21 protein-coding genes are annotated in these 26,558 nt (G+C 71.6%); 11 read left to right on the top strand and 10 right to left on the bottom strand.

The genetic code is table 11. The features are described 5' to 3' along the window. Positions 1 to 210: 210 nt before the first annotated feature. Together PV789_RS24480 and PV789_RS24475 are read left to right on the top strand one after the other, a co-directional pair. Positions 211 to 696, top strand: coding sequence for a DUF3017 domain-containing protein (locus PV789_RS24480; RefSeq protein WP_274974729.1), 486 nt, complete (start codon positions 211 to 213; stop codon positions 694 to 696). Between the two features lie 183 nt (positions 697 to 879). After that, positions 880 to 2,097 (top strand): NADP-dependent isocitrate dehydrogenase, encoded by a 1,218-nt coding sequence (locus PV789_RS24475; protein ID WP_013154964.1) that lies wholly within the window; start codon positions 880 to 882, stop codon positions 2,095 to 2,097. A 564-nt stretch (positions 2,098 to 2,661) separates the two neighbouring features. Here the strand turns inward: PV789_RS24475 and PV789_RS24470 are convergent. Next, positions 2,662 to 3,957 (bottom strand): LCP family protein, encoded by a 1,296-nt coding sequence (locus tag PV789_RS24470; protein ID WP_274974728.1) that lies wholly within the window; start codon positions 3,955 to 3,957, stop codon positions 2,662 to 2,664. A 183-nt stretch (positions 3,958 to 4,140) separates the two neighbouring features. Then, complete coding sequence (locus PV789_RS24465; RefSeq protein WP_274974727.1) at positions 4,141 to 5,262, bottom strand: galactokinase family protein; 1,122 nt, start codon at positions 5,260 to 5,262, stop codon at positions 4,141 to 4,143. 233 nt (positions 5,263 to 5,495) lie between these two features. Here PV789_RS24465 and PV789_RS24460 point away from each other — a divergent pair, with 233 nt between their 5' ends. From PV789_RS24460 to PV789_RS24440, 5 genes are all read left to right on the top strand, one after another. After that, entirely contained in the window at positions 5,496 to 6,620 is a 1,125-nt protein-coding gene (locus PV789_RS24460) for a YihY/virulence factor BrkB family protein (protein WP_274974726.1), read from the top strand. A gap of 181 nt (positions 6,621 to 6,801) precedes the next feature. Then, positions 6,802 to 7,974 carry a glutamate--cysteine ligase gene (locus tag PV789_RS24455; RefSeq protein ID WP_274974725.1) on the top strand — a complete coding sequence of 391 codons (1,173 nt, stop codon included), beginning with the start codon at positions 6,802 to 6,804 and terminating at the stop codon, positions 7,972 to 7,974. A 25-nt stretch (positions 7,975 to 7,999) separates the two neighbouring features. After that, a complete protein-coding gene (locus tag PV789_RS24450) occupies positions 8,000 to 9,238 on the top strand; it encodes a M20 family metallopeptidase (protein ID WP_274974724.1) in 1,239 nt (412 codons plus the stop codon). A gap of 194 nt (positions 9,239 to 9,432) precedes the next feature. Further along, positions 9,433 to 10,527 carry an adenosine deaminase gene (locus PV789_RS24445; RefSeq protein WP_212642816.1) on the top strand — a complete coding sequence of 365 codons (1,095 nt, stop codon included), beginning with the start codon at positions 9,433 to 9,435 and terminating at the stop codon, positions 10,525 to 10,527. Beyond that, positions 10,527 to 11,156 (top strand): PH domain-containing protein, encoded by a 630-nt coding sequence (locus PV789_RS24440; protein ID WP_274974723.1) that lies wholly within the window; start codon positions 10,527 to 10,529, stop codon positions 11,154 to 11,156. Before PV789_RS24445 ends, PV789_RS24440 begins: the two co-directional genes overlap by 1 nt. A 411-nt stretch (positions 11,157 to 11,567) precedes the next feature. Here PV789_RS24440 and PV789_RS24435 read toward each other — a convergent pair whose 3' ends face one another. Beyond that, the gene (locus PV789_RS24435; RefSeq protein WP_274974722.1) at positions 11,568 to 12,392 is read right to left on the bottom strand and encodes a purine-nucleoside phosphorylase; all 825 of its coding nucleotides are present in this window, start codon (positions 12,390 to 12,392) and stop codon (positions 11,568 to 11,570) included. An 87-nt stretch (positions 12,393 to 12,479) separates the two neighbouring features. Further along, positions 12,480 to 13,034 (bottom strand): gamma-glutamylcyclotransferase family protein, encoded by a 555-nt coding sequence (locus tag PV789_RS24430; RefSeq protein ID WP_274974721.1) that lies wholly within the window; start codon positions 13,032 to 13,034, stop codon positions 12,480 to 12,482. A 165-nt stretch (positions 13,035 to 13,199) separates the two neighbouring features. Here PV789_RS24430 and PV789_RS24425 point away from each other — a divergent pair, with 165 nt between their 5' ends. Genes PV789_RS24425 through PV789_RS24415 form a run of 3 tightly spaced genes read left to right on the top strand, consistent with a single transcriptional unit; the run spans position 13,200 to position 15,699 of the window. Next, on the top strand, positions 13,200 to 14,579 hold the full coding sequence (locus tag PV789_RS24425) for an NAD(P)H-quinone dehydrogenase (RefSeq protein ID WP_274974720.1): 1,380 nt from the start codon (positions 13,200 to 13,202) through the stop codon (positions 14,577 to 14,579). Between the two features lie 48 nt (positions 14,580 to 14,627). Then, positions 14,628 to 15,023 (top strand): TFIIB-type zinc ribbon-containing protein, encoded by a 396-nt coding sequence (locus PV789_RS24420; RefSeq protein ID WP_302475368.1) that lies wholly within the window; start codon positions 14,628 to 14,630, stop codon positions 15,021 to 15,023. A 34-nt stretch (positions 15,024 to 15,057) separates the two neighbouring features. Continuing rightward, on the top strand, positions 15,058 to 15,699 hold the full coding sequence (locus PV789_RS24415; protein ID WP_274974718.1) for a P-loop nucleotide/nucleoside kinase family protein: 642 nt from the start codon (positions 15,058 to 15,060) through the stop codon (positions 15,697 to 15,699). Positions 15,700 to 16,587: 888 nt separating this feature from the next. Here PV789_RS24415 and PV789_RS24410 read toward each other — a convergent pair. From PV789_RS24410 to PV789_RS24400, 3 genes are all read right to left on the bottom strand, one after another. Further along, a complete protein-coding gene (locus tag PV789_RS24410; RefSeq protein ID WP_274978243.1) occupies positions 16,588 to 17,874 on the bottom strand; it encodes an HNH endonuclease signature motif containing protein in 1,287 nt (428 codons plus the stop codon). Between the two features lie 672 nt (positions 17,875 to 18,546). Then, positions 18,547 to 19,791, bottom strand: coding sequence for a chemotaxis protein CheA (locus tag PV789_RS24405; protein ID WP_274978242.1), 1,245 nt, complete (start codon positions 19,789 to 19,791; stop codon positions 18,547 to 18,549). A 319-nt stretch (positions 19,792 to 20,110) separates the two neighbouring features. Then, positions 20,111 to 21,556, bottom strand: a complete 1,446-nt coding sequence (locus PV789_RS24400; RefSeq protein WP_274974717.1) for a dicarboxylate/amino acid:cation symporter — start codon at positions 21,554 to 21,556, stop codon at positions 20,111 to 20,113. A 431-nt stretch (positions 21,557 to 21,987) separates the two neighbouring features. Here PV789_RS24400 and PV789_RS24395 point away from each other — a divergent pair, with 431 nt between their 5' ends. Further along, positions 21,988 to 22,650, top strand: coding sequence for a Uma2 family endonuclease (locus tag PV789_RS24395; RefSeq protein WP_274978241.1), 663 nt, complete (start codon positions 21,988 to 21,990; stop codon positions 22,648 to 22,650). A gap of 130 nt (positions 22,651 to 22,780) precedes the next feature. Here PV789_RS24395 and PV789_RS24390 read toward each other — a convergent pair whose 3' ends face one another. The 3 genes from PV789_RS24390 to PV789_RS24380 all read right to left on the bottom strand — a co-directional run bounded on the left by PV789_RS24390 (position 22,781) and on the right by PV789_RS24380 (position 26,463). Next, positions 22,781 to 24,550, bottom strand: coding sequence for an acetyl/propionyl/methylcrotonyl-CoA carboxylase subunit alpha (locus tag PV789_RS24390; protein ID WP_274974716.1), 1,770 nt, complete (start codon positions 24,548 to 24,550; stop codon positions 22,781 to 22,783). An 81-nt stretch (positions 24,551 to 24,631) separates the two neighbouring features. Next, positions 24,632 to 24,856, bottom strand: a complete 225-nt coding sequence (locus PV789_RS24385; protein WP_274974715.1) for an acyl-CoA carboxylase subunit epsilon — start codon at positions 24,854 to 24,856, stop codon at positions 24,632 to 24,634. Next, a complete protein-coding gene (locus tag PV789_RS24380; RefSeq protein WP_248772010.1) occupies positions 24,853 to 26,463 on the bottom strand; it encodes an acyl-CoA carboxylase subunit beta in 1,611 nt (536 codons plus the stop codon). The genes PV789_RS24385 and PV789_RS24380 overlap by 4 nt, the downstream gene beginning before the upstream one ends. Positions 26,464 to 26,558 lie beyond the last annotated feature (95 nt).

The following is a 26,558-nucleotide window of genomic DNA, read 5'->3' as shown; positions in this document are numbered from 1 at the left end:
CTACAATGGGCGCAGTCTCTCCCGGACGGGAAGCCTCGCTTCCCGCGCGGCGCCGCCGAAACCCTCACGGACGCGAGCCTCCGGAGCGGTGTTCGGTTTTCGGACAGCCAGTCCTCGACGGATGACCGGTCCGTGCCAGTTCCCGGGAGAAGACCGTGAACGAGCCGCGAGGCGGCCAAGCACATTCGTAACCGAACGGGTCGGGACGCGGTGGACAAGGCGGGGCAGGCGGATTTGGCGGACGCGGACGAGGGCGCGCCCGGTGCGAGGGCACCCGGCGGTGCGGCCCGCGGCGGGCGGGAACCCGGGGGGGGAGCGCCGGGCGGGGACGGACCCGAGGGGCCGGAGCCCGGCGGCGGCTCCGCCAGGGACTCCGGGGCAAATTCCGGGGAGGTGGCGCGGGAACCGACCGCGGAGGGGCCCGAGGCGCCGTACTGGCTCTCGCAGGTGCCCTACTTCCTGGTCATGTCGGCGCTCGCGGCGGGGACCGTGGTCGTGGCCGCGGCCTACTTCAAGCGCGGACCGGCGATCATCGCGGGCGCGCTGCTGCTGGCGGCGACCTTCCGGGTGCTCCTGCCCCGGGACTGGGTCGGGATGCTCGCCGTGCGCCGCCGGTGGATCGACCTGCTCACCCTGACCACCCTCGCGGTCCTGCTGATCGTGCTGGCATGGGTGGCGCCGCAACTGTCCGCTTAGGCGTCGAATAAGCTTGACGTCGAGATACCGCGACACCGAGAAGCCACCTGCCCGCCGGGGAGCACGGACCCCGGGCGGGACCGGTGGACCGCCGGGTGCGCGGACCGGCCTCCGGCCGCGAGCCGGACACGGGCCCGCGGCGCACGAGGCGGCAGCGAAGACTGAAGGGACAGCCACACAGCCATGGCCAAGATCAAGGTCGAGAACCCCGTAGTCGAGCTCGACGGCGACGAGATGACCCGGATCATCTGGTCCTTCATCAAGGACCGTCTGATCCTCCCCTACCTCGACGTCGACCTGAAGTACTACGACCTGGGCATCGAGGAGCGCGACCGCACCGACGACCAGATCACCGTCGACGCGGCCAACGCCATCAAGGAGCACGGCGTCGGCGTCAAGTGCGCCACCATCACCCCGGACGAGGCCCGGGTGGAGGAGTTCGGCCTCAAGAAGATGTGGCGGTCGCCCAACGGCACCATCCGCAACATCCTCGGCGGCGTCGTCTTCCGCGAGCCCATCATCTGCGAGAACGTGCCCCGCCTGGTCCCGGGCTGGACCAAGCCGATCATCATCGGCCGCCACGCCCACGGCGACCAGTACAAGGCCACCGACTTCAAGGTGCCCGGCCCCGGCACGGTCACCATGACCTACACCCCGGCCGACGGCAGCGAGCCGGTCGAGTTCGACATCGCCAACTTCCCCGAGGCGGGCGGCGTCGCGATGGGCATGTACAACTTCCGCAAGTCCATCGAGGACTTCGCGCGCGCGAGCCTGAACTACGGCCTGGACCGCAACTACCCGGTCTACATGTCCACCAAGAACACGATCCTCAAGGCCTACGACGGCATGTTCAAGGACGTGTTCCAGGAGATCTTCGAGACCGAGTTCAAGGACCGCTTCGACTCCGCGGGCCTGACCTACGAGCACCGCCTCATCGACGACATGGTCGCCGCGGCGCTCAAGTGGGAGGGCGGCTACGTCTGGGCCTGCAAGAACTACGACGGTGACGTGCAGTCCGACACCGTCGCCCAGGGCTTCGGCTCCCTCGGTCTGATGACCTCCGTCCTGCGCACCGCGGACGGCCGCACGGTCGAGGCCGAGGCCGCCCACGGCACGGTGACCCGCCACTACCGCCAGCACCAGCAGGGCAAGCCCACCTCCACCAACCCGATCGCCTCCATCTTCGCGTGGACCCGCGGCCTGGAGCACCGGGGCAAGCTCGACAACACCCCCAAGGTCGTCGAGTTCGCCAACACCCTGGAGGACGTCGTCATCAAGACCGTCGAGGGCGGCCAGATGACCAAGGACCTCGCGCTGCTCGTCGGCGGCGACCAGGAGTTCCTGACCACGGAGCAGTTCCTGGCCGCGCTGGACGAGAACCTCGCCAAGCGCCTGGCCTGAGCCCCCGCGCTCCGTCCGCGCGGCGGTGCACGCGGCGGGCCCGGACCCGGACGGTCCTGATCCGGACCGTCCGGGTGAGACCTCGCTCACGCCCGGTCGCCCCTCGGGGCGGCCGGGCTTCGCCGTGTCCGGGGCGGGCGGGGCCCGCCTCCGAGGGGGTCGGGGTGTCGCAAACGCGGCCTTCGCGGGGTTCTGGGCCCGCGGTCGGCCAAAGTTTCCCGGCGTGTTTCCGGTGTTCGGCGTACATGCGCGGGTCGGCGGTGGCAGGATGGCAACGCCGGACCACCGCAGAGGCCCGAGGGTGCGACATAGGCCACGTGCACAGGATTCGCACCTTAAGCGAACTTTGACCTATTGTGGAGACGTGCCGGTGAGAATCGGCAGGCCAGAGCGGGTTTCGGCTCCTCTGCCACTGTGACCGACGTGCCGGCCGTGCGCCCGCTGGGGGGTAGGCGCGCACAGTACGGAACGTCACGAAGAAGGGCCCGTCGCTCAGGCGACGGGCCCTTCGCCTTTCCCCGGACCGACCGCCTTTCCACGACCCGCGGCGGTCCGGAGTCCGGCCTACTCCTGGAAGGCGCTCTCGGGGATCGGCTCCCCGGCCCGCATGGCGGCGAACATCTCCTCGGAGCGCGCCTCGTCCCAGATCACCACCGAGCCGACCCCGTCCAGCGTGGGGGTCTGGCCCACGGGGATCGCGGTGGTCTGCGTACCGCCGCGCATCGCCAGGAGCATGCTGCCCAGGTGCCGCAGGTCGTCGCCCTCGTCCACCATGAAGGTGTCGGTGCCCGCGAGCACCAGCGGGACGGACTCGAACGGGTTGAACAGCGTGGAGGGCGCGCTGGCCGTCTGGACCAGCGCCGAGAAGAACTCGCGCTGGCGGGCGATGCGGTCCAGGTCGGCGCGCGGCGTGGCCCGGGTGCGCACGTAGCCCAGGGCGGTGCCGCCGTCCATCGTCTGGCAGCCCGCCTCGATGTCCAGCCCGGCCTTGGGGTCGGCCATGGCCTCCTCCGGGCACAGCTCCACACCGCCCACCGCGTCCACGATGTCGACGAAGCCGCCCATGCCGATCTCCACGTAGTGGTCGATGTGCACGCCCGAGGCGCGCTCGAAGGTCTCCACGAGGGGGGCGGGGCCGCCGCAGACCTCCTCGCCCGCGTCGTTCGTGCCGCACACGGTGTCGGCGAAGGCGGTGTTGATCTTGTTGTCGGCGTAACCGGGGACGGCCAGGGGCACGTAGGAGTCGCGGGGGACGCTGACGATGGTGGGGTCGCCCTCGTCGGGGATGTAGAGCACCATGATGGTGTCGGTCCGGCGGCCCTCGGCGTAGCCGGTGGCCATCTCGTCCATCTGCTCCTCCGACAGGCCCTGGCGGCTGTCGGAGCCGACGACCATGTAGGTCGTGCCGGGCTGCCCGTCCGGGCGGCCCTCGTAGTCCAGCAGGGCCTCCACCCGCTCCAGCCGCGAGTTCGCGTACACGTAGAATCCGCCGACGAAGACCAGGGGAACGACCAGCACCAGCACCAGCACGGTCACCGTGACGGTGGTGGCCAGCCGCCGCTTGCGCTCCTTGCGCCTGCGCTCGATGCCGCGGCCGTCGTAGACGCGTCCGGCGCTGTGGGTGCGCCGGGACCTCTGGGACTGCTGAGGCCTCTGGGACCGCCTCGGCCGTACGGGGGGCACGTCCTCGGCGGGCGGGATCCGACGCGTCTCGCCGACCACCCTCTGCTCGGACTCGCGCGGGCGGTAGAGCTTCTCGAACTCGTCCGGCCTGCCCGGGGACCCGCCGCGCCGGAACACGCCCTGTCTGTCGTGCTCGCCGGTGCGGCCGGGGTCGTCACGGTTCCGTCGGTCAGCCATCGCATCGCCCATCTGCTCAGCGTCGTGGATCGCCTCGTCGCTTACTTCCACCCTGTGTGATCGCGAAAAGGGTAGCGGGGTTCGGCGCAATGTCCCGGTTCGGCCTCCGGGAACCCCGAGGGCTCCCGCCGCGCGACCGCCTCCGCACCGGGTCCGGGCCCGGGACCCGTCGGCCCGACCGGCTCAGCGCAGCCGGTGGGCGCCCGCGGAGGGCACGGCGGCGCGCACGCGCGGGGGGACCCGGCCGTCGGCGCGAAACTCCCGGGCCAGCGCCTCGCCGATCCCCTCCACCCGCTCCTCGGCGGCCAGGGCCAGCACGGTCCCCGCCCAGCCCGACATCCGCACCCCGCGCGCCCCGGCCCGCGCGGCGGTCTCAGCGGCCAGCTCCACCTCCGGCGTGGGCAGCCCGAAGCCGCGCAGGGACAGGTGGGAGGCGGACAGGACCGGCCCGACCTCCCCGAAGCGCCCGGCCCGCAGCAGCCCCACGGCCGCGTTGAGCCGGTGCACCTCGGTCACCGCGTACTCGACCCGGCGGCGCAGCACGGGGTCCGGCAGGCTCGCCAGCGCCCCGGACAGGTCCTGGACGGCGCGCAGCGGCCCGAGCGTGCGCTGCGCGCGCTCCAGCTCGGCGGAGCGGGCCGCGCGCAGGTCGCGCCGGGGCAGGGCTCCGGTGTCCACCACCACGAGCCTCAGCCCGGCCTCGGCGAGGTCGAAGGGCAGCACGGTGGTGCGCAGGCTCCTCAGGTTCACCCGGACCGCGCACCCGGGACGGGCCGCCAGGGCCACCCGCTGGTCGGCGGTGGCGCCCTCGGGCGGGGGACCGCCGCCCAGGTCGGCCAGGGCCAGCGCCACCGCCGCGCCCACGGCGGCCGTGTAGCCCAGGGAGGCGTGTTCTGGCAGGTCCGCGTCCAGCACCGCGCGCACGCCCGTGTCGCCGTCCAGTACGCCCGTCCGGCGCGCGGCGGCCACGGCCCCGGCCACGGCGCGCGCCGCCGCGTCCCGGGGGCGCAGCGGGCCGCTCGGGGCGGCCACGTGCACGCCCGGGTCCGGAGCGGTGCCCACGGCGGCCGTCACGCCCCAGGGCAGGGCGGCGTACAGCCCGGCCCCCGCGCCGGCCGCGGTGTGCTCGCCCATGACCGCCAGACGCCCGGGCGCGTGCCACACGCCCGCGGGCGGCGTCTGGAACCGTGCCCGGAACCGACCGACCAGTGCGTCGGCGTCCGGCGCCTCCTCGGGCCAGGCCCCCCGCGGACCCGCCGACCGCACACCCAACACGGCACGCAGCCGCGCCCCCGCGCCCCCCACCGAGGCCCCCTTCCGCCGGACGGTTCTCCGTCCCCAAGTCTGCCCAAGGCCCGGACGTGTCCGTAATCACCCCCGCTGAAGCGCTTCGTGCCCGTCGGGGGGTGTGCGCCGCCGGACCCGGCACGGAGGCTTCACGGGGGAGCGCGGCACCGCTACGGTTACGGGCCACCGGTGACCGCGCGGCCGCGCGGGGTAGGGACACGGGTGACACGTGCGACGGAGAGGGAGGCCGCGTGGCCGCAGCGCTGGACAGGGCCAGGGACACCGGCAGGCACTACCGGAACCTGGGCATGGACACGTACTGGGAGCTGCGCAGGCGCAGGCCCGCCGTCGACCACCTGGTCCGGGCCTACGAGCGCTACGCCGACCGCAACGGCAACCAGCTGGCCGGCGCGGTCACCTACTTCGCCTTCCTGTCCTTCTTCCCCCTGCTGGCGCTGGCCTTCGCCGCGGTCGGCTACCTCGCCGCCGTGCAGGTCGAGGTGGGCGACTACCTCCAGCAGGCGCTGGACGGCGTCCTGCCCGGGCTGTCCGGGCAACTGCCCATCGACGAGATCGCCCAAGCCCGCGTGGGCGCCGGTGTCATCGGTGTGCTCGGTCTGCTCTACGCGGGCCTGAACGCGGTGTCCGCGCTGCGCGAGGCCCTGCACTCCATCTGGCTCAAGAACCCCAAGGAGGGCCCCAACCTCCTCCTGCGCAAGCTGGCCGACCTGCTGGTCATGCTGGGCCTGGGCGCGGCGCTGCTGCTCGCGGTGGCCTTCACCAGCGTCGCCCAGGCCGCCACGCAGTGGCTCCTCGGGCTGGTGGGCCTGGACGGCTCCCTCCTGGCCAACCTGTCCCTGCGCGCGCTGGCCCTGGTCATCGCGGTCGGCGCCAACATGGCGATCTTCGTGCTGGCCTTCGCGCTGCTGTCGGGCAGCGGGCGGCCCACGCGGATGATGTGGAGGGGAGCCCTGCTGGGCGCGGTCGGGTTCGAGGTCCTCAAGGCCGCGGCGGCGGTGCTGCTGGCCGGGACGCTCAGCAACCCCGTATACGCGTCCTTCGCCGTCCTGGTGGGGCTGCTGGTGTGGATCAACCTCGTGATGCGCCTGGTGATGTTCAGCGCGGCGTGGACGGCCACGTGGCTGCCGATGCCGCCGCCCTACACCGGCTCCCTGCCCCTGCCGGAGGAGTACGGCATGGACTGGACCCGCCCGGACTGGGCCGAGGGGGTTTCGGCGCGGGTGTCGGCGAGCGAGGAGGCCGAGCGCCGCCGGGCCCGGCGCGCGCTGGCCGGGATGTTGTCCCTGCTGGGGGCGGTCGGCGCCGCGGGCACCGCGGCGTGGGCGCTGCGCCGACGCGGCGGCGACCGCGCGTAGGCGCTCCGGCGACGCGCCCGAAACAGAAATTCTTTCCACGGAATTCGTATGAAGCGAGGCGATTGTCCCGTATGTGTGCGGTGCGTGAGGGGTAGTCCTCCCCTGTCCCGGTTGACCGGTTCTCCGGGGCGCGACGGTGCGACGGCCGAGGACGGCCGCAAACACCCCCTTCGGAGGGCAGATGGGAATCGCATTCAACTCGTCCGAACGCGCGACGATCGGAGTGGAGTGGGAACTCCAGCTCGTCGACCGGCGCAGTCGGCACCTGAGGCAGGAGGCGCCCAAGCTCCTCGCCGAACTCCCCGAGCTCAGCTCCGACTCCGCCCCGCCGCTGCGCCACGAGCTCATGCAGTCCCAGGTGGAGGTCGTGACCGGGATCTGCGAGACGGTCGAGGAGGCCAGGAGCGACCTGGGCCGCAACCTCGACCGCATGAGGGAGGTCCTCACGCCCTGGGGGACCACGCTGACCTGCTCGGGGACCCATCCCATCGACGACTGGCGCGACCAGGAGCTCAGCCCCGGCAAGCGCTACGGCGAGCTGGTCGAGCAGATGCAGTGGCTGGTCCGGCGCATCCTGACGTGCGGTGTCCACGTCCACGTCGGCGTGCGCGACAGGGACAAGGCCATCCCCATGGTCAACGCCCTGTCGCGCTACCTGCCGCACTTCCTCGCCCTGAGCGCGTCCAGCCCGTTCTGGGGCGGACAGGACACCGGCCTGGCCTCCTCCCGGTCCGTCATCTTCGGCACGCTGCCCACCGCGGGGCCGCCGCCGAACCTCCCGCACTGGGCCGCTTTCGAGGAATACCTCGAAACGCTTCTCCGGGCAGGTACCATCGCCTCTATCAAGGAAGTGTGGTGGGACATCCGTCCGCACCCTGATTTCGGCACCATCGAGATCCGGATGTTCGACGGTATTCCCACCCTGCGCGAGGTGGGAATGGCCGCCGCGCTCTCTCAGAGCCTGGTGGAGCTGTTCGATCACCAGCTCGACCGCGGGTACGGTCTGCCCAGCCCGCCGTCCTGGGTGGTGAAGGACAACAAGTGGCGTGCCACCCGCTACGGACTCGACGCTCGTGTCATCACGGACGCGCGCGGAACCACGGTTCCGCTCCGCGACGACCTGTACGAGCTGGTCCGCGAGCTGAAACCGGTCGCGACCCGCCTGGGTTGCGCCGAGGACCTGGACCTGATCTCCGAGATCCTGGACAAGGGCGCCTCCTACGAACGTCAGCGCGCGGTCATCGCCGAGGGCGGGTCGCTCGACGACGTCGTGGACATGCTCGCCGCCGAGCTCCAGGGCGGTCCTCCCACCCGCGCAAGGGTCGGTGCCGGCGACGGAGCCGGTACGCGCTGAGACGTGGAGAAGAGGGGACCCTCGCATGCAGGGACATGACCTGCCGGAACAGTTGACCGCTTTCCTGGCGCGGCACGGGCGGGAGCTGAGCGGCTTCCGCCGGGACCTGCACATGCACCCCGAACTCGCCTTCGCCGAACACCGCACCACGGGGCGGATCGCCGAACGCCTGCGCGAGGTGGGCCTCGAACCGCGGGAACTGCCCCAGGGCACCGGTCTGGTCTGCGACGTCGGATCCGGCACCGGTCCCCTGGTGGCCCTGCGGGCCGACATCGACGCCCTGCCCCTGACGGACGAGAAGGACGTCCCCTACCGCTCCACCGTGCCGGGGGTCGCCCACGCCTGCGGGCACGACGTGCACACCACGGTCGTGCTGGCGGCCGGGGTCTTCCTGGCGCAGCTGGAGCGGGCGGGCGCGCTGCCCGGCCGGGTCCGCCTCATCTTCCAGCCCGCCGAGGAGCTCCCCGGCGGCGCGGTGGAGGTGGTCAACGCCGGTGCCATGGAGGGCGTGGACCGCATCTTCGCCCTGCACTGCGACCCCCGCCTGATGACGGGCCGGGTCGGGCTGCGCACCGGCGGCATCACCGCCGCCTGCGACCAGCTCATGGTGCGGCTGTCGGGCCCGGGCGGGCACACCGCGCGCCCGCACCTGACCTCCGACCTCGTCTACGCCCTGGGCAAGGTCGTCACCGAGCTGCCCGCCGCGCTGTCGCGGCGGATCGACCCCCGGGCCGGGTTCAGCCTGGTGTGGGGCAGGATCAGCGCCGGTTCCGCGCCCAACGTCATCCCCGACGACGCCGTCGCCGAGGGCACCGTGCGCTGCCTGGACGACGAGGCCTGGCACGCGGCCCCCGACATCATCAAGGGGCTGGTGGAGTCGGTGGCCTCGGCCTACGGCGCCGAGGCCGAGGTGACCTACCGGCGGGGCGTGCCGCCCACCATCAACGAGGCGACCAGCGTGGCCCTCATGCGCGAGGCCGTCGCCGCCGCCCTGGGCCCCGAGGCGGCGGCCTCCACCCCGCAGAGCCTGGGCGGCGAGGACTTCGCCTGGTACCTGGAGCACGTCCCCGGCGCGCTTGCCCGCCTGGGCACCCACTCCCCGGACTGGGACGGGCCCATGCTGGACCTGCACCGGGGCACCTTCGACGTGGACGAGCGCGCCATCGGCACGGGCACCCGCTTCATGGTGACCACCGCGCTGACCGCGCTGTGGGACAGCTCGCGCCGCGACACCCGCGTGGGCACCGAGGAGGCCATGGCCTGAGGCGGCCCGCGGGTGGGGAGCCCCCAGCCGCCGCGCGCACCGCGGCGGACCCCAGCGCGCCAGAGCGCATAGCACCGCCCGGCTCCCCGCCCGCCGACCCGCCGTACCGCTCCCGCCCGCCGCCCCGGCCGTCCGGCGCGGCGACCCGCGTCCGCCTGTCGGAGCGGCTCCCCGGCTGGTGGCATCCTGAATCCATGAACCAGCCACTCACAGTCGACCAGATCCGGCGGGCGCCGAAGGTACTGCTGCACGACCACCTCGACGGCGGGCTGCGCCCGGCCACCGTCGTGGAACTGGCCCGGGAGACCGGCTACACCGGTCTGCCCACCTACGACGCGCAGGAGCTGGGGCGGTGGTTCCGCGAGGCCTCCGACTCCGGCTCGCTGGAGCTCTACCTGGAGACGTTCGCGCACACCACGGCGGTCATGCAGACCCGTGACGCCCTGGTGCGGGTCGCCGCCGAGGCTGCGGAGGACCTGGCCGCCGACGGCGTCGTCTACGCCGAGCAGCGCTACGCCCCCGAGCAGCACCTGGAGGCCGGGCTCACCCTGGAGGAGGTCGTCGAGGCCGTCCAGGAGGGCCTCGAACTCGGCCAGAAGCGCGCCGCCGACCAGGGGCGCAGCATCCGCACCGGCCAGCTCGTCACCGCCATGCGCCACGCCGCGCGCTCCTCGGAGATCGCCGAGCTGGCGGTCCGCTACCGCGACGCGGGCGTGTCCGGGTTCGACATCGCGGGCGCCGAGGCCGGCAACCCGCCCACCCGGCACCTGGACGCGTTCGAGTACCTGCGCCGGGAGAACTTCCACTTCACCATCCACGCGGGCGAGGCGTTCGGCCTGCCCTCCATCTGGGAGGCACTTCAGTGGTGCGGGTGCGACCGCCTGGGCCACGGCGTGCGCATCATCGACGACATCGACACCGACGGCGGCGCCCCGCGGCTGGGCCGCCTGGCCCAGTACGTGCGCGACAAGCGGGTGCCGCTGGAGATGTGCCCCAGCTCCAACGTGCAGACCGGAGCCGCGGAGTCCATCGCAGACCACCCCATCCGGCTCCTGCGCGACCTGCGCTTCCGCGTCACCGTCAACACCGACAACCGCCTCCAGAGCGGCACCAGCCTGTCGGAGGAGTTCGCCCGGCTCTCCGAGGCCTTCGGGTACGGCTGGGACGACATCCAGTGGTTCACGGTCAACGCGATGAAGTCGGCCTTCCTGCCCTTCGACGAGCGCCTGGCGCTGATCAACGGGGTCATCAAGCCCGGCTTCGCGCAGCTGAAGTGGACGACCTCCTGATGGACGGTCCCAACCCCACCACCCACTACTCCACCTTCACGAGGGTGGCGGCGATCGTGTGGATCGTGATCGCGGCCCTGCTGCTGGTGGACGTGCTCCTGCGCGGCGAGGGCCGCCAGGCCTGGATCGCGGGGGCCCTGCTGATCACGACCGTCTCCGCGGTGTACCTGGTCTGGCTGCGCCCGCGCGTGGTCTCCACCGAGCGCGGCCTGAGGGTGGTCAACCCGCTGCGCGAGACCTTCGTGCCGTGGGCGGCGGTGCTCTGGGTGGACGTCACCGACGTCCTGCGGGTGCACACTCCCGGGGGCGTGGTGCGCTCGTGGCCGCTGCGCGAGACCAAGCGCCAGCGGGTCCGCGACAACATGCGCCGGGAGGGGGGGTTCCTCGATCCGGACGACGACGGGGACCCCGCCTCCACGCGTCCGGTGGACCTGGCCGCCCGGCAGCTGCGCCAGGACGCCGAGCGCCACAAGGCGCGCCCGCTCAGCGGGCCGGTCAGGGACGTGGACGAGGCGGGCCCCGCCGCGCTGGGCGCGCAGGACGAGCCCCAGACCATGGTCCCCCTGGAGGTGATCGTGGTCATCGGCGCGACCGCGGCCCTGCTCGCGGCGGTGTTCCTGCTGGCCTGAGCGCCGACCCTCCCGGATCCGACCCGGCCCCACCCCCGTGTGGCGGCCGGGTCCGCCATGTCGGGGGTTGACGCGCCCTCCGAGTTCTGGTTAGGTAAGGCATGCCTAAGGGAGAGTGTTCCGGGCGGACGACTTCGCGCGGATGGCCGTCCGCCCGGACCTTGCCCGAGGGTGACGCGCGCGGTTCAACTGAATAACGGAAGTACAAGGTGCCCAGGTCGCGAGTCCAACGGGATCTGCGGGGATTCCGCGCGGCGCGGGCACCGGGGCAAGCACTGCCTCCGACCGGAACCCGGTCGGTACCGTCCACCCCAGGCCTCGGGGTGTACGCTCGCCACGCCGGTACCGGACGGGCCCGGTCGGAGGCGCCCCACCCCCATCCCCACCCCCACAGCCGTCGAGGCCGGATCCCTAGGCCTGGCCGATCACCCTGTTGAGCAGCTCGCCCAGCCTGCGGGCCCGCTGCGTGACCACCTCCAGGGCGCGCTCGGCCTCGAAGGGCTCGAACACCGTCCCCACGGCGTCGTTGCTGACCACCGCCAGCCCCAGCACCTCGGCGCCCGCCTCCACCGCCGCGACCGCCTCCAGGGCGATCGAGTGGCCCACCAGGTCCGCGCCCGCCTGGCGCAGCACCTTCAGCTCCGCCGGGGTCTGCGTCTGCGGCCCCGTCGTGCACACGTACACGCCCTCGGGGACCGAGGCGTCCGCCTCCTGGACGGCCCGCCGCAGCCGGGGGCTGTAGGCCGACGACAGGTCCACGAACGAGGGCCCCACCAGCGGCGACCGGGCGGTCAGGTTGATGTGGTCGCGCACCACCACGGGCTGCCCCGTGGCGAAGTCGGTGCGCAGCGACCCGGCGGCGCCCGTCAGCACGGCGGTCGCCGCACCCGCGGCCACGCCCGTGCGGACCGCGTGGGCCACCTCCAGCGGGCCGCGGCCCTCGTAGAGGTGCACACGCCCCATGAACACGATGACGCGCTTGTCGCCCACCCACATGCTGCGGACCTTGCCGGAGTGCCCCTCGGCGGCGGGCTCGTGGAAGCCGGGAAGGTCGGTGGCGTCCAGTTCGATGTCGTACGAGCCCAGCGTGTCCACCGCGCCCGCCCAGCCCGAGCCGAGCACCACCAGCGCGTCGAAGCTGTCGGCACCGGTACGGGACAGGAGTTCGCGCGCCGCGTCGGCCGCCAGTTCCCCGGCCTCGCCGGCCGTCCTCGGCTGCTGCTCTGGTTCCGTCACACGACGGATGCTACCCCCGGGTGACCGTGCCGTCCGGGAGCGTGCGCACGTGTGTTCCCGCGCCCTGCCCGAAGGGGAACGCGCTGGTCACAGCTCGGTGGGCAGGCACTCCCGGGCGAGCAGCTCGGAGACGTACCAGTCGGGCGCCCCGGCCTTCTCGGCGGCCACCGCCAGCTCGCCCAGCTGGATCGCCGAGGGCATCCCGCCCTCGTAGCCGTCGAGCACGTAGGCCCAGGCCGTCACCACACCGTGGTCCGCCGTCCGGGCGCGCACCGTGACCTTGCGGTAGGCCCGCCCGTCGCCCGCGACCGACCACAGCGCCCGCCTGCGCCGCAGTTCCCCGTACTCGTCCTCGGACACGCCCCGCGGGCGGCGGTGACCCCCGCGAGGCGCCTCCAGGGCGCCCTGCCAGAAGTCCAAGTGGGGTTCGTCCCATTCCATGAGGTCGTACAGCGCCACGAAGACCCGCCGACCGGCGTCCTCGACCAGGGTCGCCAGCGCGCCCCCGGGCTCGGGCAGGCACTCGCCGAAGGTCAGCCGCCAACCCTCCAACCAGCCAGTGGTGATCAGGGGCGAGTGCGGGGCCCGCCGGGCCATCTGCCCGGGGTGGAGACTGGTTCCGTACGCCGCGTAGATGGACACGGGGCCATCGTAGACCGGTTGGCCCGGGGTGCCTGCTATTTCCCCCGGTCGGCATGGCCGACAATGGGAGCAAGCGACGAAAACAGGTGGTGCCGCGCCATGCCCGCATATCACCCGGACCGGGGACGCGCGTGGCGGCCAGGCCGCAGAGGGAGTGAGGCTAGCGTGACGAAGGTCGTGATCATCGGTGGCGGACCCGGGGGCTACGAGGCGGCACTGGTCGCCGCACAGCTCGGCGCGGACGTGACGGTGGTGGAACGCGACGGCATCGGCGGCGCCTGCGTCCTCACCGACTGCGTGCCCTCCAAGAGCCTGATCGCCACGTCCACCCGCACCACGTACGTACGCGAGTCCGACAGCCTCGGCATCCTCATCCGCGACGCCCAGGACGAGGACGCGGTCCGGGTGGACACCGACCGGATCAACTCCCGCATCAAACTCCTGGCCAGGGCGCAGTCCGACGACACCCGCGCCCGCTTGGTCAAGGAGGGCGTGGAGGTGATCAGCGGCGAGGCCCGCCTGGTCGACCCGCACATCGTGGCCGTGGGCGACCAGCGCCTGCGCGCCGACGTCGTCCTCATCGCCACGGGCGCCCACCCCCGCGAACTGCCCTCCGCCAAGCCCGACGGCGAGCGCATCCTCACCTGGCGCCACCTCTACGACATGGAGGAGCTGCCGGAGAGGCTGATCGTGGTCGGCTCCGGCGTCACCGGCGCCGAGTTCGCCAGCGCCTACCAGTCCCTCGGCTCCGAGGTCACCCTGGTCTCCTCGCGCGACCGCGTCATGCCCACCCAGGACGCCGACGCCGCCGAGGTGCTGGAGCAGGTCTTCATGCGCCGCGGCATGACCGTCCTCAACAAGACCCGCGCGGAGTCGGTGGTGCGCACCGACGACGGCGTGCTCGTCACCCTCTCCGACGGCCGCACGGTGGAGGGCAGCCACTGCCTGATGACGGTCGGCATGATCCCCAACACCCAGGACCTGGGCCTGGAGGAGGCCGGTGTCCGCCTGGGCGACGGCGGCTTCGTCGAGGTCGACCGGGTCTCGCGCACCACCGTCCCCGGCGTGTACGCCGCGGGCGACTGCACGGGCGTGAACATGCTGGCCTCCGTGGCCGCCATGCAGGGCCGCATCGCCATGTGGCACGCGCTCGGCGAGGCCGTGTCCCCGCTCAAGCTCTCCACCGTGGCCTCCACCGTGTTCACCCACCCCGAACTGGCCGCCGTGGGCGCCAGCGAGGACGACGTGCGCAGCGGCCGGATCGACGGCCGGTCGGTCACCCTGCCGCTCAACACCAACCCGCGCGCCAAGATGAACGAGGTCAAGGACGGCTTCGTCAAGCTGATCTGCCGCCAGCACACCGGCATCGTGCTGGGCGGGGTCATCGTCGGCCCGCGCGCCAGCGAGCTCATCCTGGGTGTGTCCATCGCCGTCCAGCAGCGCCTGACCGTGGACGACATCGCGCACACCTTCTCGGTGTACCCGTCGCTGTCGGGCAGCGTGACCGAGGCCGCCCGCTCGCTCATGCTGGCGTCCCCGGAGTAGGACGCCCCTTTTTACCCGCTCCTGACAAGAATCGAGTAATGTCGTTTCGTGATCTGTCCCAAGTGTCAAAGCACCATGCGCACGTTCGACCGCCAGGGCGTCCACATCGACCGGTGTGACGGATGCCAGGGCATCTTCCTCGACCGGGGTGAGCTGGAGCGCGTCGTCAACGCCGAGCAGCGCCACTACGGTGTCGCGCCGCCGCCCGACCCCCACCAGGCTCCGCCCCACGGCTACCCGCAGCAGCACCGCGGCGGCTACCCGGACTCGCCGAAGGGCTTCCGGGGCGGTCACCCCGACTCCCCGAAGGGCTTCCGAGGTGGTCACGGCGGCTACCCGGACTCGCCGAAGGGCTACCGGGGCGGTCACGGCGGCTACCCCGACTCCCCGCGCGGCTACGGCGGACGCCGTAAGAAGAGCTTCCTCGAAGGCCTCTTCGACTGAGCCGAGCAGTCCCGACAACCTGAACGAGTAACCCGTGCACCCGCTGATCTGTACCCACTGCGGGGAATGGGACGAGACCCCCGACACCGCCGCGGGGGTCTCCGTGCTGCGCTGCGCCTTCTGCCAGCGCACTCGCCCGTTCCTGCGCCTGCCCCTGTACTGCGTGTCGGGGCCGAGCGGCACCGGCAAGTCCACCATCGCCGGGGCGCTGCTGGAGCGGCTCCGCGACCGCTTCGTCGTCCTGGAACAGGATCTCCTGTGGGTCGGCGGACTCCGCGACCCCGCCGACCACCACCGCCTGTTCCGCTCCACCTGGCTGCGCACCGCCGCCATGGTCCAGCAGAGCGGACGCCCCGTCGTGCTGTGCGGCACGGTGGTGCCGCCGGAGCTGGAGCACCTGCCCGAGCGCGCCCTGTTCACCGATGTCCACTATCTTGCGCTGACCTGCGAGCCCGACGTCCTGGCCGGGCGCCTGCGGGCCCGCCCCGCCTGGCGCGAGTGGGACGAGGAGCGGATCGCCGAGGCCCTGGAGTACGCGGCCTGGGTGGAGTCCGAGGCCGCGCGCCTGGAGCCCCCGGTCGACCTGTTGGACACCACCAGCGCCGAGCCCCGGGAGACCGCCGAGGCCGTGTGCCGGTGGATCGAGGAACGGCACGTGCGGGCCGCCGCCTCCTGACCTGATGTGGTCGGGGGAGGCCCCGGGCTGGTCGCGGGTGGGGGCTCCGTCCAACGCCCCGCCTGCTGATGGTGGTCGGGGCGGCGGCGCCTGCTGCTGCGAAGTGGCGCGGGCTGCGACCAGCGCTGGCTGAATCCGGGTGGCTGAGCTCTGCTGCGTGGGCAGCGAAAGCGGCGGGTGTCTGGGGGCTCCGTTCAACGCCTTGGTTGCGGGTGGTGGCCGGGGTAGCGGCGCCTGCTGCCGCGTAGTGGTGCGGGAGGGCGACCAACGCTTGATGTTGGTGGGTGGTGGGGCTTTGCTGCGTCGGCACCAAAGGCGGCGGGTGTCTGGGGGCTCCGTTCAACGCCTTGGTTGCGGGTGGTGGCCGGGGTAGCGGCGCCTGCTGCCGCGTAGTGGTGCGGGAGGGCGACCAACGCTTGATGTTGGTGGGTGGTGGGGCTTTGCTGCGTCGGCACCAAAGGCGGCGGGTGTCTGGGGGCTCCGTTCAACGCCTTGGTTGCGGGTGGTGGCCGGGGTAGCGGCGCCTGCTGCCGCGTAGTGGTGCGGGAGGGCGACCAACGCTTGATGTTGGTGGGTGGTGGGGCTTTGCTGCGTCGGCACCAAAGGCGGCGGGCGGTTGGGGGCGCCGTCCAACGCCTTGGTTGCGGGTGGTGGCCGAGGCAGCGTCACCTGCTGCCGCGAAGTGGCGCAGGCTGCGACCAACGCTTGGTGTTAGTGGTTGGTGGGGCTTTGCTGCGTCGGCACCAAAGGCGAGCGGGCACTCCGGTCTTGGGCAGCGCTACCGGCCCCCGTGGCGAAGGTGGGCGACGGTGGCAGCGACGACGGCTGGCGGCAGGGCCCGGGACTCTTGTCGGGCGCGGGCATGCCGGGGCCCGGCCCGGCCGGGGGTCACTCCCGGGGCGGTGGAACAGGAATTCTGTCGGGCGGATGATCCTGTTCCCTCCGCTGGTGTGTGCGGAGTTCGCGTTGGTACTTGGCCCGGTTATGCGGCCCGCACAACGGTTGCAGGTTCGCCACCACCGTGCGCCCGCCCCGCGAGAAAGAGGTGACATGATCGGCTTGGCAGAGGGCTACCGGAACTTCGCACCCTTGCGGGTGGGCGCAGGTGGTGTGCCCGTGGAAGGCGGCGGTGCGCTGCCTGGCTGAGGCCAGGCGGCGGCTGTGTCCCACATCCAGGACCTGTCCGGTGGGCGGGGCGGTGAGCATCCGCACCACCTCAGAGTCGGCGGCGAGTTCGTGCACCAGCCCGGCCGGAATCACCCGTCCGCGCTGGTCCAGAGCGGGCCTTTCCTGGCCTTGGGTGTCCAGATAGGTCTGCACCGGCACGACGATGCGGATCTGCGCCAACGCAGCGGGAGCGTTGTCGCACCCGGTGTGGGTGGTGGCGAAACGCAACGCGGCGATGAGCGCGTCGTGCTCACGCTGGGACCGGGTCCGGGTGTCGCCCTCTCCGGGTGGGGTGGTGAAGGTGTCGATGGCCGCGCGCACGATCAACGCATCCCCACTGCCGCCCCAGGTCTGGAGTTGGTAGCTGCCCTGGAACGTGTCATGCACGACCAGCCCACGCGAGGCGTGAGCGGCCTCGTGGTCGCGGTCCAGGCGGTGGGGGTCCAAACGGTGCGCGACCTGGCGGGCCACTGACTGGAGTTGGTTGACCGACAACGCGGGCCGCTCCTGCTTGGCAGCCACCAGAGCCGCTTCGAACCCCTGCCGGTACTGCGCCTGATCGGGAAAGTGGGTCTCGTCGCGGGTCTGGACGGCTTTGTCGGTGACCTTGGCGATCACCACCGCCTCACCCAACCCCACCGTGCCCGTCTCCACCGCTTCCACCGTGGCGGGCAAGGTCTCCTCGTGCACGTGCTGGGCCAGCCGCGCCAAGTCCTTGGCCTGAGAGGTGGGCAGTTTGCCGTGGTGTACCAACCACTTGTCCAACGTGCTGTAGCCGCTGTAGCGGGCCACCTCACCCCGCGCGTACAAACGCGCCATCTGTGCCAACGCCTGGTACCGGATCTGGTCCAGTTGGGCCCACAGCGCCGCGACCTCCTCAGCGGCGGCTTCGTCCGCTCCGGGCGGCACGTCGGCGTTCAAGGCCTGGTCGATGATCTCGCGCGCACCGGCCAGCGCGGCCACGGCCGGGGAACATCCCCCGGGGGCCACCTCAGGCGCTGCGATCATCATCTCCATACTTCTTATTATAGGCCACCGGTCGCCTTTTCTCCAATATTCGCGGCATCAATTGCCGACTTTCTTTGTGGAGGCCACTTTGTTTCGTCGGCTGCAATGGGGGCGGGTTAAAAGGTGTCCGAAAAGGTGCGCCCAAAATGCCACCTTGACCTCGGCGACGCCGCTCCCCGACCACAGCGGCCAGGATCGTTGTCCGAGGTTAGAGGGCCTGATTGCCGTTGGTGTCGACGCAGCAGAGCCCGACCACCCGCACACCCCGGGCGTTGGTCGCCCGCCTGTAGCCGCTCCCGCCTTTGGTGCCGCTTTTCGTCGGTCGCCTACGCCCCCACCCGGCGCCCGCCGTTCTCCGCTGCCCGTACCCTTTCGCGGCAGCTGGCGCGCTTTCGTTGCCGCCAGCAATCCCCAGCAGGAATAGCGTAGGGAGGGGACCTGTGGACGGCCCCTCCCTGCCCCTTGATCCATTACCGTTATTGAACGAAGAGCGTTTCAGGGCACACCAAAACGCCCCCTGGGTGGGATCCCCCCTATTTCCAGGAAACCATCACCACACCACCCACGACCACCCCCAACCACCACCTGTGGAAAACGTGGAGACACGAGAAGGGCCCCGAGCGGTCCGCCCGGGGCCCTGGGCCCGTCATCGTCCTGTCTGCTGGGTGTGGGTCAGAAGTCGAAGCCGCCGAAGTCGCCGCCCCCGAAGTCCCCGCCTCCGAAGTCGCCTCCCCCGAAGTCCTCTCCGGCGCCGACATCACCGGCGCCCATGCCCATACCCATGCCCATCATCGACCCCATCATGGAGCCCATCATCATGCCGGTGAACATGCCCATCATCATGTTCATCCCGAAGTAGCCGCTCGCGTAGGGCGAGTAGGCCGGGCCGGCGTCGTAGTACGGGCGGCGCTCGCCGTCCACCTCGACCAGGCGGACGTCGGGCTGGCCGCCGGTGCGCACCGCACGCGCGCAGTCGGCGCAGGCGGTGACCTCGCGGGGCGCGCCGCCGGGCGGGGCCCAGGTCACGTCCTCCACGGACGGGCCGTGCTGCGGGTTGAAGAAGCAGGGGCCGCGCCGCTCGGGCACCGGTTCGCCGTTGAGGCGGGCCCGGGTGGCGGTCATGTAGTAGCGGCCGTCCTCCAGGGAGCTGGTGACCAGCCGGACCTGCTCGGGCTCGCGGATGTTGTCCAGCTGCGCCTTGGCCTGGTCGTAGGCGTCCATGGCCTGGGAGTAGTCGTTGCGGGTGGCGTCGTCGACCTTGGAGACGTCGATCTCCAGCCGGGCGACGTCCTCACCGAGGCGCACGACGTCCTCGGTGGCCATCTGCCGAATCTCCTCCAGCTGTTTGGCCTTCTCGGTCTCGCGCCTCTTGCGGCTGCGGTGGACGAACCACGCGCCCGCGGCGACGACCGCCAACAGGACTCCGAGGAGCACGAACCCGGAGGTGGCCCCGGCCTGCTCGGCCTCCTCGACCTGGGTGGCCGCGTCGGGGACGGCGACGAGGGTGTCGACCTGGTTGCCGCCGCCCTCCCGCATGGCGACCTCACGGATCGCCTCGGTGTCCTCGACGTTGGGGGACAGCACCTGGAAGGTCTGGCTACCCGCGAACACGCCGTAGACCCCGTCCCCGACCTCGTCCATGACGGGGTTCATCAGGGCGTCGAGCCCGGCCTGGGAGGAGATGCTGTCGGTGGGCAGGATCACGTAGTAGACGGGGACGTCCGCCTCGGCGGCGGTCGACTCCAGGATTCCCTGCTCGGCCTCGGGGATCGCGTCGATGCTCGGGTCGATGAAGACGTTGTCGTTCCCGAGCTCCTCGGCGATCGCCTGGGACTCGGGCGGTTGGGTCTGGGTATCGGCCGAGGCGGGCACCACCGCGGCGCTCACCATCGCCGCCGCGAGTCCGGCGGTCAGCACTGTGGGTGTTACCAAGCGGCGCAACATGATCGTTCCTCTCGCCTCCCTCTCCAACCTAGACGAACGGGTGCCCCCGCGGGGTTCCCCCTGTGCCGGAACTCACCGGCAGTACACAAGCTCACCCGTTGTACACGGTCTCACTGGCCCTACACGGCCCCCGTTCCACACGGGCCCCGTTCCACACGGCCCCCGTTCCACAGGGGCCCCGTTCCACACGGGCCCCGTCCCACACGGCCCACCCATCCCCACCGGTCCTACACGCGGCGCGGCCCGCCGGAGGTGCTCCGGCGGGCCGCTGCGGACGGGGTGGGGCTGTGGGTCAGCCCTGGCCGGAGGCCCCGGCGGGAACCTTCTTCACGCCGGGTTCGCCGACCTCGCCCTCGACGTCGTCGTGCGCCTCGTCGTCCAGCGGCACGAACCCGGAGGCGTCGCGCGGCGCGTGGTAGCGGGCCACGTCCAGGATGCCCTCGCGCTTGGCGACGATGGCCGGGACCAGCGCCTGACCGGCCACGTTCACCGCGGTGCGGCCCATGTCCAGGATCGGGTCGACGGCCAGCAGCAGGCCCACGCCCTCCAGGGGCAGGCCCAGGGTGGACAGGGTCAGGGTCAGCATGACGGTCGCGCCGGTGGTTCCGGCGGTCGCGGCCGAGCCGATCACCGACACGAACACGATCAGCAGGTAGTCGGTCAGGCCGAGGCTGATGCCGGGGAAGAACTGGGCGATGAAGATCGCCGAGATCGCCGGGTAGATCGCGGCGCAGCCGTCCATCTTGGTGGTGGCGCCGAAGGGCACGGCGAACGCGGAGTAGTAGCGCGGCACGCCCAGGTTCTGCTCGGTCACGCGCTGGGTGACGGGCATGGTGCCCATCGAGGAGCGGGACACGAAGGCCAGCTGGACCGCGGGCCACACGCCGCTGAAGTACTTCAGCGGGGACAGGCCGTTGACGCGGGCGAGCACCGGGTAGACGACGAACAGCACCAGCGCCAGGCCGATGTAGATGGTCAGCGCGAACTTGCCCAGGGCGCCGATGGTGGTCCAGCCGTAGCTGTACACGGCGTTGCCGAGCAGGCCCACGGTGCCGATCGGGGCCAGGCGGATGATCCACCACAGGGCCTTGAGCACGATCTGGAGCGCGGAGTCGGTGAAGGCGATGAAGGGCTCGGCGGCCTTGCCGACCTTGATCGCGGCGATGCCCAGGACGATGGCGATGACGATCAGCTGGAGGACGTTGAAGTCCAGCGAGGCGCTGAAGCTGCCGTCGTCGGAGCCGGAGACGCTCGCGCCCAAGCCGAGGAAGTTGGCGGGGACGATGCTCTCGATGAACGCCATCCAGGAGCCGGTGCCCGAGGGCTCGGCGGCGGTGGCGGCGTCCACGCCGCTGTTGACGCCGGGCCGCACGATCAGGCCCAGGGCGATGCCGATGCCCACCGCGACCAGGGCGGTCGCGCCGAACCACAGCAGGGTCTTCCAGGCCAGCCGCGCCGCGTTGGTGACGTTGCGCAGGTTGGCGATGGAGGAGATGACGGCGAGGACGATCAGCGGCGGGACGATGGTCCGCAGCAGGGTGACGAAGGTCGAGCCGACGGTGTCGAGGGTGACGGCGAGCCAGTTGCTGGCGTCACCGGTCTCGGCGTCGGGCGGACTGATCTGGAAGGCGACGGCGCCCAGAATGACGCCGAGGACCAGGCCCGCCAGGACCTGTGCCGCGAACGGGAAACGGAGGGTTCTGCGCTTCTTGGGCGCGTCTGTGCTCTGTGCGGACACGGGATGGGACTCCAGTGGTGGTGAAGGCAGCCGGAGGGGTACGCACGGCGGAGCGGTCGGCGCCGCCGGGGTTTCCGGCACGGGGAACGGCGGGCATCACCGAGGGGATGGTGACACGGGGAAGAAGGGTGCGCGGCGCGCTGCCCGGAAGGGCGCGCGTGGACCTAGCGACACGCCTGACAGCCGCGGCGGCACAGGTCGATGTGCCACCGTCGCGTCAGTCCCCAGATGTTCGTCACAGACAAGGACAATAACGTTCGTTCCTTATCTATTCCATACGAGGGTGTCGACAACTTCCTGTCCCTGGCGCCACAACGTCCACTCCACGGGCTCTGCGGTGCGTTCCGCCCGGCGCGGATGCGTCGAGGATCACTCCGGGGGCGAGGCCGGGTGGGACAATCTGTGGAGAACACCGTTACGGGGTGACAGTGATGGCTACCGTGGGCGACGAGAACGAGCCGACGATCGGAGACCGTGACATGTCCGTTCCAGTAGTGGCCGCGCGCCCGGACCCCGAGATTGATGGTGCGGTGCTGCTACCGATGCCGCCGCAGGACGGGTTCACCGCCGAGGACCTCGACCGCATTCCGGATCTTCCGCGACACACAGAACTCATCGACGGAAACCTGGTCTTCGTGAGCCCCCAGAAGTTCTTCCACATGTTCGCCATCACCCTGCTCCAGCGGCAGATGGACGTCCAAGTCTCAGAAGACATGCTGGTCTGCCGGGAGATGACGGCTGTACTCGGGAGGCGGCAGAGGCCCGAACCCGATCTCATGCTGGTCCGCGCAGACGCACTCCACGACTTGGACGCTACATCGTTCGCGGCGGAGGACGTACGGCTGGTGGTTGAGGTGGTCTCACCCGAATCCGAGATCAGGGATCGCAGGCGTAAGCCGGAGCTCTACGCGGAAGCAGGAATCCCTCACTTCTGGCTGGTTGAGAAGGAGGGCGAACGGGATATCGCGGTGTACGCGTACGAACTGGATCCACTCAAGGGTACGTACGGCGGTCTCACCGTGCACCGGGAACGGCTCAAGGTCAGCGCGCCCTGCGATCTGGACATCGACCTGGCCGGATTCTCCCGCCGCTGAGAGGTGCGCGTGAGGAGGGGGAACGGGGGCGCCGGACGTGCCTTCCCCCGGTGTCCTCGGGGGAGCGCACACAGCAGGGGGAGGCACCGGCGGCCGGTACCTCCCCCTTCACCCGCGCGTGGCGCGGACGCTAGGCGTCCTTGATCTCGCAGACCACCGCGCCGTTGCCCACGGCCTCGCCCGCGGTGATCCTCAAGCCCGTCACCGTCCCGGCCTTGTGCGCGTTGAGCGGCTGCTCCATCTTCATGGCCTCGATGACGACCACGGTGTCGCCCTCGGCGACCTGCTGGCCCTCCTCGGCCACCAGCTTGACCACGGTGCCCTGCATCGGCGAGACCAGAGAGTCTCCGCCCGCCGCCACGGTGTTCCCGCCGCCCTTGCGCGCGGTCCGCCTGCCGCGGCGCTGACCGCCCGCCGCCGGGGCGGCGGCCGAGGCGCCCAGGCCCGCGGGCAGGACCACCTCCACACGCTTGCCGCCCACCTCGACGGTGACCCTCTCGCGCTCGTCCTCGACCGGCTCGCCCGGGGTGCCCGACCAGGGCTCGACGGTGTTCTCGAACTCGGTCTCGATCCACCGGGTGTAGACCCCGAACGGCTGCTCGGGGTCGGCCGGGGCGAAGGCCGGGTCGCTCACCACGGCCTGGTGGAACGGGATCACCGTGGGCATCCCGCCGACCGTGAACTCGGCCAGGGCCCGCCGCGAGCGCTGCAACGCCTCCTGGCGCGTGCGGCCCGTCACCACGAGCTTGGCGACCATCGAGTCGAAGGCCTGGGGCACCGTGAACCCGGCCTCGCAGCCGGTGTCCACGCGCACGCCCGGGCCGCCGGGCAGGTTCAGCTCGGTGATGGTGCCCGGCGCGGGCATGAAGTTCCGCCCCGGGTCCTCGGCGTTGATGCGGAACTCGAAGGAGTGCCCGCGCACCTCGGGGTCGCCGTAGCCCAGCTCCTCGCCGTCGGCGATGCGGAACATCTCCCGGACCAGGTCGATGCCGGTGACCTCCTCGGTCACGGGGTGCTCGACCTGCAGACGGGTGTTGACCTCCAGGAAGGAGATGGTGCCGTCCACGCCCACCAGGAACTCGCAGGTGCCCGCGCCGGTGTACCCGGCCTCGGCGAGGATGGCCTTGGAGGAGGCGTGCAGCCGCTCCACCTGCTCCGCGGACAGGAACGGCGCGGGCGCCTCCTCCACCAGCTTCTGGTGGCGCCGCTGGAGCGAGCAGTCGCGGGTGGAGACCACCACGACGTTGCCGTGGGTGTCGGCCAGGCACTGGGTCTCCACGTGCCGGGGCCGGTCCAGGTAGCGCTCCACGAAGCACTCGCCCCGGCCGAAGGCGGTGACCGCCTCGCGCACCGCGGACTCGTAGGCGTCGGCGACCTCGTCCAGGGTGTGGGCGACCTTGAGGCCGCGCCCGCCGCCGCCGAAGGCGGCCTTGATCGCGATGGGCAGGCCGTGCTCCTCGGCGAAGGCCACGACCTCCTCGGCCGACTCGACGGGGTCGGCGGTGCCCGCCACCAGCGGTGCGCCGACCTTCTGGGCGATGTGGCGGGCCTGGACCTTGTCGCCCAGGGCGGTGATCGCCGCGGGGGGCGGGCCGATCCAGGTCAGCCCGGCGTCGATGACGGCCTGGGCGAAGTCGGCGTTCTCGGCCAGGAACCCGTAGCCGGGGTGGACGGCGTCCGCCCCGGAGGCCTCGGCCACCGCCAGGAGTTTGGCGATGTCCAGGTAGGAGTCGGCCGGGGTGGCCCCGCCCAGCGAGTGGGCCTCGTCGGCGACCTTGACGTGCAGCGCGTCCAGGTCGGGCTCGGCGTAGACGGCGACGCTGGCCAGCCCGGCGTCGCGGCAGGCGCGGGCGATGCGCACGGCGATCTCGCCGCGGTTGGCGATCAGTACTTTACGCACGGTGGGAAATCCTTCTGCTCGGCGCGGGGCGGACAGCGCGCCGGCCGCTCCATGGTGAGTCTGCGGGTGGGGATGGCGGGGTCATCGCGTGCTCAGCCGCCAGGCGCCGGGGCCCGGGCGGGGCGGTGCGCCGCGCACCAGGCGCGAGCGGTCCCGCCACCCGGACGGGCGTTCGGGGGCGGGCTCCTCGGCGGTCCGGGCTGCCCGGGCACGGGCGCTGAGCACGGCGGTCAGGGCCGCGAGCTCTTCGGCGGTGGGCTCGCCGCGGACCACGGCCAGGTGCGGCGGGTTCTTCGGCGCGCTCACAGCGGGATGTTCCCGTGCTTCTTGGGCGGCAGCTGCTTGCGCTTGTTGCGCAGGGCCTTGAGGGACTTGGCGATCCGGACGCGGGTCTCGGAGGGCATGATGACCCCGTCCACGTACCCCCGCTCCGCGGCGGAGTAGGGGTTGAGGAGGGTGTCCTCGTACTCGCCGACCAGCCGGGTGCGCTCGGCCTCGACGTCGTCGGCGGCGGCCAGGGTGCGCCGGTGCAGGATGTTCACCGCGCCCTGGGCGCCCATGACCGCGATCTGCGCCGTGGGCCAGGCCAGGTTGACGTCCGCGCCCAGGTGCTTGGAGCCCATGACGTCGTAGGCGCCGCCGAAGGCCTTGCGCGTGATGACGGTGATCAGGGGCACCGTGGCCTCGGCGTAGGCGTACAGCAGCTTGGCGCCGCGGCGGATGATGCCGTCCCACTCCTGGTCGGTGCCGGGCAGGAACCCGGGCACGTCCACGAAGGTCAGCACCGGCACGTTGAAGGCGTCGCAGGTGCGCACGAAGCGCGCGGCCTTCTCGGAGGCGTCGATGTCCAGGCAGCCCGCCAGGCTCATGGGCTGGTTGGCGACGATGCCGACGGACTGGCCGTCCACGCGGCCGAAGCCCACCACCATGTTCGTGGCGAACTGGGCGTGGACCTCCAGGAAGTCGCCGTCGTCCAGGACGGCCTCGACCACCGTGCGCATGTCGTAGGGCTGGTTGGCCGAGTCCGGGATGAACGCGTCCAGGGCCAGGTCGGTGTCGGTGGCCTCGTCGCCCGGGGCGTCCTCGGGAGGCAGCGGCGGCGCCTCCTCCAGGTTGTTGTCGGGCAGGTGCGAGAGCAGAGTCCTGACGTACTCGATCGCGTCCTGCTCGTCGGCGCCCATGTAGTGCGCCACACCCGACCTGGTGTTGTGGGTGCGGGCGCCGCCCAGCTCCTCCATGGAGACGTCCTCGCCGGTGACCGTCTTGATGACGTCGGGGCCGGTGATGAACATCTGCGACGTCTCGTCCACCATCACGACGAAGTCGGTGAGGGCGGGGGAGTAGACGTGGCCGCCCGCGGCGGCGCCCATGATCAGGGAGATCTGCGGGATGACGCCCGAGGCGTGGGTGTTGCGGCGGAAGATCTCGGCGTACAGGCCGAGCGCGACCACCCCCTCCTGGATGCGCGCGCCGCCGCCCTCGTTGATGCCCACGACGGGGCACCCGTTGGTGAGGGCGTGGTCGAGGACCTTGACGATCTTCTCGCCGTAGACCTCGCCCAGCGATCCGCCGAAGACGGTGACGTCCTGGCTGAACACCGCCACGGGACGTCCGTCGACCGTTCCGTGGCCGGTGACGACGCCGTCACCGTAGGGGCGGTTGCTCTCCAGGCCGAAGCTGGTGGAGCGGTGTCGGGCCAAGGCGTCGAACTCCACGAACGAGCCGGGATCGAGCAGTGCGTCGATCCGCTCGCGGGCGGTCATCTTGCCTTTGGCGTGCTGTTTCTCAACGGCTCGAGCAGACCCTGCGTGTACGGCCTCGTACCGGCGTCGTTGCAGGTCGGCGAGCTTGCCCGCGGTCGTGTGGATGTCGATCTCGTCCGCGGACAGCGGTTCAGGGGCTTCGGTGGCCATAACTACGCAGGTTAACCGCGAGGGGACGTCACACGGGAACCCAGCCCTGGTTACCGGTGAGTAACTACGCGGCGGTGCGGCCCCCGACCAGGCCC

It is taken from the genome of Nocardiopsis camelliae (assembly GCF_028993595.1).
Lineage (GTDB): Bacteria > Actinomycetota > Actinomycetes > Streptosporangiales > Streptosporangiaceae > Nocardiopsis > Nocardiopsis dassonvillei.
This window is presented reverse-complemented; position numbering and strand designations above follow the sequence as displayed.